This window comes from Persicitalea sp., assembly GCF_041751555.1.
In the GTDB taxonomy this organism is placed as follows: domain Bacteria; phylum Bacteroidota; class Bacteroidia; order Cytophagales; family Spirosomataceae; genus Persicitalea.
Genome location: NZ_JBGSXF010000231.1, coordinates 1 through 8,772, shown reverse-complemented (window position 1 = coordinate 8,772; position 8,772 = coordinate 1). Strand labels below are relative to the sequence as shown.

The 8,772-nt window shown below is 51.2% G+C and carries 11 protein-coding genes; 6 read left to right on the top strand and 5 right to left on the bottom strand.

The annotated features are described in order from the left end of the window. The first annotated feature begins 181 nt into the window (after nucleotides 1-181). The gene (locus ACEW8P_RS08290; protein ID WP_373512618.1) at nucleotides 182-439 is read left to right on the top strand and encodes a ferredoxin; all 258 of its coding nucleotides are present in this window, start codon (nucleotides 182-184) and stop codon (nucleotides 437-439) included. Between the two features lie 53 nt (nucleotides 440-492). On the opposite strand, the gene ACEW8P_RS08285 is transcribed toward ACEW8P_RS08290, so the two are convergent. The 3 genes from ACEW8P_RS08285 to nuoB form a co-directional block, all read right to left on the bottom strand. Further along, the gene (locus ACEW8P_RS08285) at nucleotides 493-1,023 is read right to left on the bottom strand and encodes a ferritin (RefSeq protein WP_373512617.1); all 531 of its coding nucleotides are present in this window, start codon (nucleotides 1,021-1,023) and stop codon (nucleotides 493-495) included. A gap of 112 nt (nucleotides 1,024-1,135) precedes the next feature. Continuing rightward, a complete protein-coding gene (locus ACEW8P_RS08280) occupies nucleotides 1,136-1,480 on the bottom strand; it encodes a DUF6686 family protein (RefSeq protein ID WP_373512616.1) in 345 nt (114 codons plus the stop codon). 111 nt (nucleotides 1,481-1,591) lie between these two features. Beyond that, nucleotides 1,592-2,140, bottom strand: coding sequence for an NADH-quinone oxidoreductase subunit NuoB (nuoB, locus tag ACEW8P_RS08275; RefSeq protein ID WP_373512615.1), 549 nt, complete (start codon nucleotides 2,138-2,140; stop codon nucleotides 1,592-1,594). A 306-nt stretch (nucleotides 2,141-2,446) separates the two neighbouring features. Here nuoB and ACEW8P_RS08270 point away from each other — a divergent pair, with 306 nt between their 5' ends. The 4 genes from ACEW8P_RS08270 to ACEW8P_RS08255 all read left to right on the top strand — a co-directional run bounded on the left by ACEW8P_RS08270 (nucleotide 2,447) and on the right by ACEW8P_RS08255 (nucleotide 5,591). Continuing rightward, nucleotides 2,447-3,262 (top strand): DUF6597 domain-containing transcriptional factor, encoded by an 816-nt coding sequence (locus ACEW8P_RS08270; RefSeq protein ID WP_373512614.1) that lies wholly within the window; start codon nucleotides 2,447-2,449, stop codon nucleotides 3,260-3,262. An 85-nt stretch (nucleotides 3,263-3,347) separates the two neighbouring features. Continuing rightward, nucleotides 3,348-4,127: a hypothetical protein gene (locus ACEW8P_RS08265; protein WP_373512613.1), complete on the top strand. Its 780-nt coding sequence runs from the start codon at nucleotides 3,348-3,350 to the stop codon at nucleotides 4,125-4,127. A 77-nt stretch (nucleotides 4,128-4,204) separates the two neighbouring features. Further along, a complete protein-coding gene (locus ACEW8P_RS08260; protein ID WP_373512612.1) occupies nucleotides 4,205-4,651 on the top strand; it encodes an ester cyclase in 447 nt (148 codons plus the stop codon). Between the two features lie 82 nt (nucleotides 4,652-4,733). Further along, nucleotides 4,734-5,591, top strand: a complete 858-nt coding sequence (locus tag ACEW8P_RS08255; protein ID WP_373512611.1) for a sterol desaturase family protein — start codon at nucleotides 4,734-4,736, stop codon at nucleotides 5,589-5,591. Between the two features lie 213 nt (nucleotides 5,592-5,804). Here the strand turns inward: ACEW8P_RS08255 and ACEW8P_RS08250 are convergent, their stop codons facing one another. Both ACEW8P_RS08250 and ACEW8P_RS08245 read right to left on the bottom strand, forming a co-directional pair. Further along, the gene (locus ACEW8P_RS08250) at nucleotides 5,805-7,424 is read right to left on the bottom strand and encodes a sodium/solute symporter (RefSeq protein ID WP_373512619.1); all 1,620 of its coding nucleotides are present in this window, start codon (nucleotides 7,422-7,424) and stop codon (nucleotides 5,805-5,807) included. 131 nt (nucleotides 7,425-7,555) lie between these two features. Beyond that, a complete protein-coding gene (locus tag ACEW8P_RS08245; protein ID WP_373512610.1) occupies nucleotides 7,556-8,362 on the bottom strand; it encodes a hypothetical protein in 807 nt (268 codons plus the stop codon). Nucleotides 8,363-8,518: 156 nt separating this feature from the next. On the opposite strand from ACEW8P_RS08245, the gene ACEW8P_RS08240 reads away from it, so the two are divergent. Then, nucleotides 8,519-8,772, top strand: a 254-nt coding sequence (locus ACEW8P_RS08240) for an FAD-dependent oxidoreductase (protein WP_373512609.1), incomplete at its 3' end; no start/stop codon positions are given.

Here is an 8,772-nt window from a genome sequence, read left to right as displayed (position 1 = left end):
ACGGCACGACCAGAAAAGGTTGCGGGACGTCCGCCACGGCCTCAGTAATCGCTGTGTCGCCCAGGCGATCGGTCAGCAGCAGGTGAATGTCAGTAAAATTCATGCAACAAAGATACGGAAAGCCGAACTTAACAGGATTTGGTGTGTTGTTTTAAAAATTTTACTAAAAAATTAAGTGAGGATGGGCAAATCGGGGTTCCCCAAAAAGGCGATTTTTATTTGTGAGGGGAAAAAGTGCGGAAAATATTCCGAAGTCAGGAAATACTGTAAGGACGCGATCAAAGCGAATGGTCTGAAAAACGAAGTGGAACTAATCAGGATGGGTTGCACCGACCGCTGCAAGCAAGCCCCGGTCGTGTGCTTCCAACCTACCAATGCCTGGCATACCGAGGTGTCTGAAAAGGATATCCAGCAATTTTTCAGAAAGTATATTTCCTAAAAAAGGAGCCGATTTGGCTCCTTTTTTAGATAACTGGAATGGCTGATTATTCATCATGATAAAGTACCCCCTACTTTCCCAATCTCCTTATCGAGATCGAATTTTCCGGTGGCACTGTCGGCGTCGATAAGATCGAATAGCTCCATCACCCGCCGGGCGTTGCGCTCTTCCTCGCGTTGCTCGCGTACGTACCACATCATAAATTCCTCAGTGGCATAGTCGTTCAACTCGCGACACTTGGCCACAATACGATTGATGGAGTGCGTGACGGCGATTTCGCTCCGTAGGGCTGTTTCGAACACGTCACGCAAAGAGGCAAACTCCTGCTGCACTTCGCTGATGGTCGGCGTAGTTGCCGTGCCGCCCACTTCGGTGATGTACCTGAATATTTTCAAAAAATGCTCCCTCTCTTCCTCGGCTTGTCCGTAGAGGTAGCCCGCCGAATAGTCGTAGCCGTTGCGGTCGAGCCAGGCAGCCATGGCCAGGTACTTCAAAGAAGCCTCGGCTTCCATTTTACACTGCGCGTTCAGCACCATTTCTACGTCTTCCGTCAGGGAAGTATGTTGTCTTACCAGATCTTTCATCGTCAAAAATGTAATAGGTGAATTTCTAAAAAGAGAAGGGATTGCAAACAAAAATAGTTCGTAATTGGCTCACAAATAAGCAAATATAGAATTAGTCTAAAAAAGAAGATGACTACACCAGCGAGACCTCTCCGAGGGCTTCGTGCAACAGGCTGTTGAGTTGAAGCGCAAATTTGGTGCCATTCAGTAAGTCACGGAGTTGAATGAGATCGCAGAGTGTGAGTTGCAGGGAAAGCCCCTGCTGCGGGGCCTCGATCACCTCGAAGTCGCCCTCGTCGGATAAGTCGTAGAGTCTTTCCTGGATATCGACGGCTTGTATTTTCCGCCGAAAAGCGGAAAAGTCGCGCATTTTAAAAGCCACTTCCATCTCCCCAAATTGCAAATGGATGCGGTTAGTGAGGTCGCACTGCCAGGATGTGCCTTTGGTGGTTCGGTAAAGCTCGTTGGTCTGCTGCACGGAATGGCTGGGTTCTGTTTCAAAGAACACAAAGCTAAAAACTATCTTCCCTACCTCCAAGACTATTTTAAATTATTCTAAATAAATAGTGGTAATTACTCAATTGACGGATCAAAATAAAGCACTCGCTTCTTCTGCCTCCATTTCCAGGAGTAATGTCGGTACGGGTTTCGACTGACTCAAAGGGTGTTCACCGCGAATCTTTTCCTGCAATTTCATAAAACCACCGATCAGCGCCTCGGGACGGGGCGGACAGCCCGGTACGTACACATCTACCGGAATGATGCGATCGACGCCCTTCACCACATGGTAGCCGTGTTCCCAGTATGGCCCGCCGCAGTTGGAGCAACTCCCCATCGAAATCACGTAGCGCGGTTCGGGCATCTGCTGGTAAAGCCGCCGGACGCGGTCGGCCATTTTGAAGGTAACGGTTCCCGAAATAATCATCACGTCCGACTGCCGGGGCGATGGGCGCGGGAAGATACCGAAGCGTTCCAGATCGTAATGCGAAGCGAAGGTGGCCATCATCTCGAAAGCGCAACACGCCAGGCCGAAGCCCATCGGCCAGAGCGATGAGAGTCGCGCCCAGTTCAGCAGGTCTTCGGCGCTGGTGAGGATGATGCCACCGTCTCCGGTTTTTGGGGCAGTCAATGAGTTCATGAGTTCAGCATTTTTTCACTCGTACCAATGCCGCCTGCTTGAGTGTGATCCCATAATTGGAATTGACGCCAGCAGCACGGCGGGTAGTTTGTACAGTATGGCAAAGGTAAGCATATTGAAGCCGACTGCCACGGGCTACTGTGCATCTTCACAGGACACAAGATTCCAGAATTAGCCCAAGTAATCAACCGTTCGATAAATTCCTGAGAGACAGTCTATCGGTAATTATAGGTTTTATTTGGCAAAGGATGCATCTTTGGTTAGAGAAATCGTGATTCTACTGAACATAACACTCCGAAGTGCGTCATGTACTACCGTAAGTTCACCCCTCCGCCGCATCTGCTTCCCTTCGTGGAATGTTTCTTCGTGTGGGAAAGTAGCAACCTACTACCGCACCCGGTCGAAGTGGAGTCTCCGCCCAGCGGTTATGGATCTATGGTTTTCAACTTCGGTACGCCCTACCGGGTCACTTCCCATAAAATAAACGGCGAAGTGATCCCCACGGCTTTTCTGACGGGCCAGGCTACCCGTAGCTATCAGTTGCAACTCACAGGCCAGGTAGGGATGGCAGGAATTGTGTTCCGGCCCGCCGGACTGAGTACCCTGTTCGGCTTACCTATGTATGAGTTTTCCGATGAGCGTACCGAACTACGCGCGGTGCTGGGTAGTAGCACTGAAGCCTGGGAGAGCCAAATCAGGGAAGCCACTTCGCCTATTGAACGTATAGCGATTCTCGAACAGTTTCTTAACCGCCAGTTGCTCCGCCGCAATGCCCAACCCGACCGCACCGATTACGCCGCGAATCTGATCGTGGCGCAGCAGGGTGTAGTGAATATTTCGGTTTTGATGGACGACCTGTACGTCTGCCGTCGGCAGTTTGAACGGCAATTCTTGCAAAAAGTCGGGTTGAGTCCCAAGTACTACGCCCGCATCCGCCGCGTGGGAGCCTTGTGCCATCTTCTGGCGCAGCATCGCTGGCAGGTGGCCGATTGGCAGGATGTGGTTCATCAGTTCGGGTACTACGACCAGTCGCACTTCATTAAGGAATTTACGGAATTTACGGGCAAAAGTCCTTCGCATTACGTGAAGAATAATGTGGAACTGGCGCATTGGCTGGAATAGCACGTAGTAAAATGTCGCATTTTTACAATCATAGCGATTAGGCTCCCCGTAGCTTTGATTCGTCAAACCAAACTACCGAACGACGATGAAAAAGACCTTACTGGCACTCGGTGCTTTCCTGCTCCTGTTCGCTTTCACGCATGAGGAACCCGTCAGCAAACTGAACGGAGCCTACAAAATGAGCCGCCTGAAATATCCAAAAGACAAGGACTGGGTGACCGCCGACGACCGAGTGAGTATCAAGGTATTCAAGGACGGCTACTGGTTTGTGGGGTCATTGAAAAAAGGCAATAATGAACTCAACGGGATAGCCGGTGGTACCTACGACCTGGCCAACGGCAAGTATAACGAACGTATTGATTTTTACTCCTGGGATTCTTCCGCTGTGGGCAGCACCATCGCTTTTGACTACAAACTTACGCCCAACGAATTTCAGCAATCAGGAAAACTCAACACGGGCAAGTACCCCGATTATGAATTGAAAGAAGTTAGGGAAAGAGTGGTTCCCACGGAACCTCTGAAAGACAAGGGGCTGGAAGGGGTCTGGAAAATGGAGGAAGGTTATTGGGGCGGGCAGAGTCGTTTTGGCGAGGGGAAATACAAGGGATTCAGCATGTTAAAGATATTCGCCTACCCCTACGCCGTGTATGCCTACTACGATGCTGCCAATAGGAAATTCGACGGCGGAGGCATTTGCCGTTACCAATTCGACGGCAAAACGCTCACCGAAACCAACGAACTCTGGTCCTGGGACATGACCCGGCGCGGCAAAGTGGAGCCTTTTAAAATTACCCTCACAAACGGCAAGCTCATTCAGGAAGGTTGGGACGGAAAACTCCGCGAAGTCTTCGCCAAAGCAAAATAGACAATCTAGTGCGCCAGCCCGATAATACCTCCCTATCTCATAATTTCTATCTAACATCTACCTAACATCTACCTAACATGGAAACTACTAAAACCACCGAAACCCTTACCGACCTTACGCGCAAGGGAACCTGCATTGAATTCTTTTCGGCCTATCAAGACCTGGACACCGAGAGAATGATTCATCTCGCCACGCCCGACGCCACAGTTCATTTTGAACCACTTGGCGACGATGGCAAGGGGCTGTTCCGCGAATTTGGCAAAGTCGTGTGGAGCCTACTCATGGACTGCTTCCCTGACCTGGATAATACCGTAGATACCCTCACGGTAGAAGGCGATGCCACCACCTGTAAGGTAGCGATCTTCGGCACCCAGGCTAAGGAGTTTATGGGCATTCCCAGCAAAGGGCTGCGGTTTGAAAATGACCACATTTTCATTTTCCGCTTTAATGAAAAAGATCAGATTACTGATTTGAAAATCAACTGGGATCACGCGCGGTTTGTGAGCCAATTGACCGAAAACTAGTACTTTTCTGTTCTTTGTGTGCAAAAAATAAAGTTATAGCGTTTACTTTGGAGGGTTATTCCTTTAAAGTAAACGCTCGCTCATGCAACAACTCGCCGACTACTTCGCCACCATACCTTCCACTCATCGCTCAGCCATTCTGGTGGGCGGCATCACGCTTTTCTGGCTGATTGAGGGGGCGTTGCCGCTTTTCCGCTTCAAGTATAACAAATGGCAGCACGCGGGGATCAATATTTTCTTTACCATCACGACGATCATTATCAATTTCGCGATGGCGTTCATCCTCGTCAAGTCCAGCGACTGGGCGATAGCGAACGAATTCGGGCTGCTGCAATGGTTGCCCGAGATGCCGCTTTGGGCCTACGGGCTGGTCGGAATGATGCTGCTGGACTTGGTTGGTGCATATTTCGTGCATTGGACTGAACACAAGGTCAAATGGATGTGGCGGTTTCACTTGATTCATCACACCGATACCCACGTGGACACCACCACCGCCAACCGCCACCATCCCGGAGAGAGCGTGTTCCGCTTCGTGTTTACGACCGCCGCCGTGGTACTCACCGGCGCACCCATGTGGCTGGTGTTTTTGTACCAGGCGCTATCGGTGGCGCTCTCGCAATTCAACCACGCCAACATCAATTTGCCTAACTCCGTTGACAAAGTACTTAGCTGGTTGATTGTAACGCCCAACATGCACCACGTCCATCATCACTACGTGCAGCCCTACACGGATACGAATTACGGCAATATTTTCTCGATTTGGGATCGGGTGTTCGGGACTTTCGCGCGGGAAGAAGGAAGCAAACTTGTCTATGGCATCGATACGCACATGGAGTCGCACGAGAACGGACAGGTCAGTAACCTATTAAAGATTCCGTTTCAGAAGTACCGCTCACCCGTGGGGGCGAAGTTTTCAGAGGAGCGATCGGAGGTCAACTAATCGCACCATTCGGAATTGGGAAAACTTAGTTAGGAGGCGTTTTCTCCCCACATTTTCCTCCCAACAGGATCGGTATGGGTATCAGAAGAGAAGTTTTAACTTGATTTGGCAGCTATGCTTTTGTTAAGCAAAACCTGATCTACTCAAAAAAACGCCTGTCCCGCTAAAAACCGAAGTTTCCAACCAGGACAGGCGTCTCGAACAACCTCCTTTCTACCAGAAATAAGCGTACAGGAAAGTAATGATGGCCACTACCGCCACCGCCCCGATGGTAAATGTTCGGTGCGTCTTGAACATCGACGCATCGATTTCGAGGCCCTTGTTCTGGCTTGGGGCCAGGAAGCCCAGAATGAGCATGCCGACCACGCAGATCAGGAAAACTACCCCCATGCGGTCAAGGAAAGGTACTGTTTCCCAGCCCACAAAGGGAGGGAAGCCGTTGTGCATTGCCAGGGCAATCAGAAAGCCACCCACGATGGCAAAAAGTGCCCCGGCGGAGTTGGTACGCTTCCAGAAAAAGCCCATCACGAAGGCCGCAAAGATGCCGGGCGAAAGCAGTCCGGTCATTTCCTGAATGAACTGGAAACCGCCCTTCTTATCGATGCCCATGTAGGGCGCGACCACGATGGCCATCACCATCGCCACGACCACCACGATGCGTCCCGTACGTACGAGCTGGGCTTCGGTCTTTTCCTTCCCAATGTAATTCTTGAAAATATCGAGCGTGAAAATAGTGGATATACTGTTGGCCTTACCCGCCAGCGAAGCTACCACCGCCGCCGTCAGGGCCGCGAAAGAAAGGCCTTTCAGTCCTACGGGCAGCAGGTTCAGAAGCACCGGGTAGGCTTTGTCGGGCAGCAGCATCCCGTCGGACCCAAGCATTTCGGTTTGGAACATTCCGCGGCTGTATAGCGAGTAGGCCGCGATGCCCGGAAGTACCACGATCACAGGCATGAGTAGTTTCAAGCCGGCGGCGAAAAGAATACCGTTCCGGGCCGTTTTGAGATCGGCACCTAAGGCACGCTGGGTAATGTATTGGTTGCAACCCCAGTAGTTCAGGTTCACGATCCACATCCCGCCGATCAGTACCGTGAGGCCGGGTAGTTGGGAGTAAAACGGATTGCCCTTATCGAAGATCATGTGAAAATGGTCGTCGTGGCCTTCGGTCATGATCTTAAAGCCCTCGATCATACCCTGCCGTCCGGCGTCGTCCGATACCAGATTGAGCGCCAGGTAGGTAGTGGCCAGACCGCCGAGGATCAGGAAAAACACCTGGATCACATCGGTGTAACCAATCACCTTCATGCCGCCCAGCGTAATGATGATGGCAAAAATGGCCAGCGTCCACATGCAGAAATCGAAATCGAGACCGGAGATGCCGGAAACGGCCAGCGCCCCCAGGTACAGAATGGAGGTTAGGTTGACCAGAATATACAGCGCCAGCCAGAAAATGGCCATGATCAGGCTGACGCTCTTGTTATACCGCTGTTCCAAAAACTGCGGCATGGTGAAAATGCGGTTCTTGAGGTAGATGGGCATAAAAAACACCGCCACGATAATCAGCGTGGCGGCGGCCATCCACTCGTAAGTAGAGATGGCGAGTCCCATCGAAAAACCGTTGCCCGACATGCCTATGAACTGCTCGGCGGAAATATTGGAAGCGATCAGCGATGCACCGATGGCCCACCAGGTCAGCGAGCCTTCGGCCAGGAAGAAATCGGTCGTGGAAGCCGCATCGTTTTTTTTACGGTGGTAAATCCAGTACCCGTAGCCCGCCACGATTATGAAGTAAAAGAAAAATACGACGTAATCGAGTGTTTGTAGTTGTTGCATCATCGAGAAGGGTTGAGAGAAGGTTTGAATTGACCTTGTTGGGCAAAAATGGGAGGTGTCTTTCTAAAAGCGAGGGCGAAAGTACGTTTTTTGTGAAAAAAATGCACGATTTCAGGTTTATCCTGAAAAAATCAACGCAGTGGATAGAACGAAGGCGGCACGCGCCGCTGCGACTCCCCGGCTGTTTTCAGATTGCCGTAAGTCTCGGCAAAGTCGCCGCCCCGCCGCAAGGTGTCCAGCAAAGCCCGCACGCTTTCCGGGCCGGTGAGCAATAGCCAGTACGACACTTCCATGCCCGCCGACATGTAGGCCAGCATTACGTGGCGTTGATTTCCGCCGAAGAAGCCTCGCATGGTTTTTAAGTTTTTCAATTCCAGCACTTCCTGCGCGCCGTGGGTCAAGTACAGCCATTCATCCTTGTAGCTAAGGTAGCGTTTCATCGGTTCGGTTTCCGGCACGAAGCGGCGGTCGAGCATCAGGGCCAGACCCTCGTTGAACCACTGCGGAATTTGTGTAGTAGTTTTCCACCAGCCTAACCGGGTGAACAATTCGTCGTGACACATTTCGTGGCTGACGACGTCCACGTTCAGGCCGAAGAGATTCAGCACGATGTATGAATCACCCCAGGGCGTTCCCAGGCTACAACCCGCACCTTCGCTGCTGTGGCAATATTTCTGATATTCTTCGGGATTACTGCACAGAATGAGGGTTGCATTGCCAAGAGATTTCCCCCAAAATGCCTCGATGCGTTGCCGAGCTTTGCCGACGGCTTCGTACATTCGCTGCCGTTGGGCGGCGTCGGTTCCTGCACTGACGTACAGTTTTTCGTTAATCTTTTCAAAACTTGAAAAGGCGACCGTCTGGCAGTAGAAGATGTGAGAGTAGAGGAAGTAATAGCTGACAAAGGCTACGAAAATTCCTGTTATGAGAAATTTCAATACTTTAAGCCACCTGAAAGTAAGGGAGGAGCGATTTGTCAACAATGCCAGCTATTTCTTGTTGAGGGTAAAAGTAAGAAGTAGCCAACACATCTACGCCAAATCACTCATCATTCTTCACTCATCATCGCACGGGCGACCCCGTCATCATTATTTATGAACTCTTGCATCATCATCGGCGCGGGCATGGCCGGACTCACCGCCGCCCGCGAACTCACTGCCCAGGGTTGGGACGTGACTGTATTGGACAAAGGGCGGGGCATCGGCGGCCGTATGGCCACGCGGCGCATCGAGAATACCCGTGCTGACCACGGCGCGCAGTACTTCTCGGTGCGCACGCCGGAGTTTCGGCAATTGATCGAAAAACTGGAAAGCGAAGGAATTGTTGAAGCCTGGGATTTGGAAAAAGC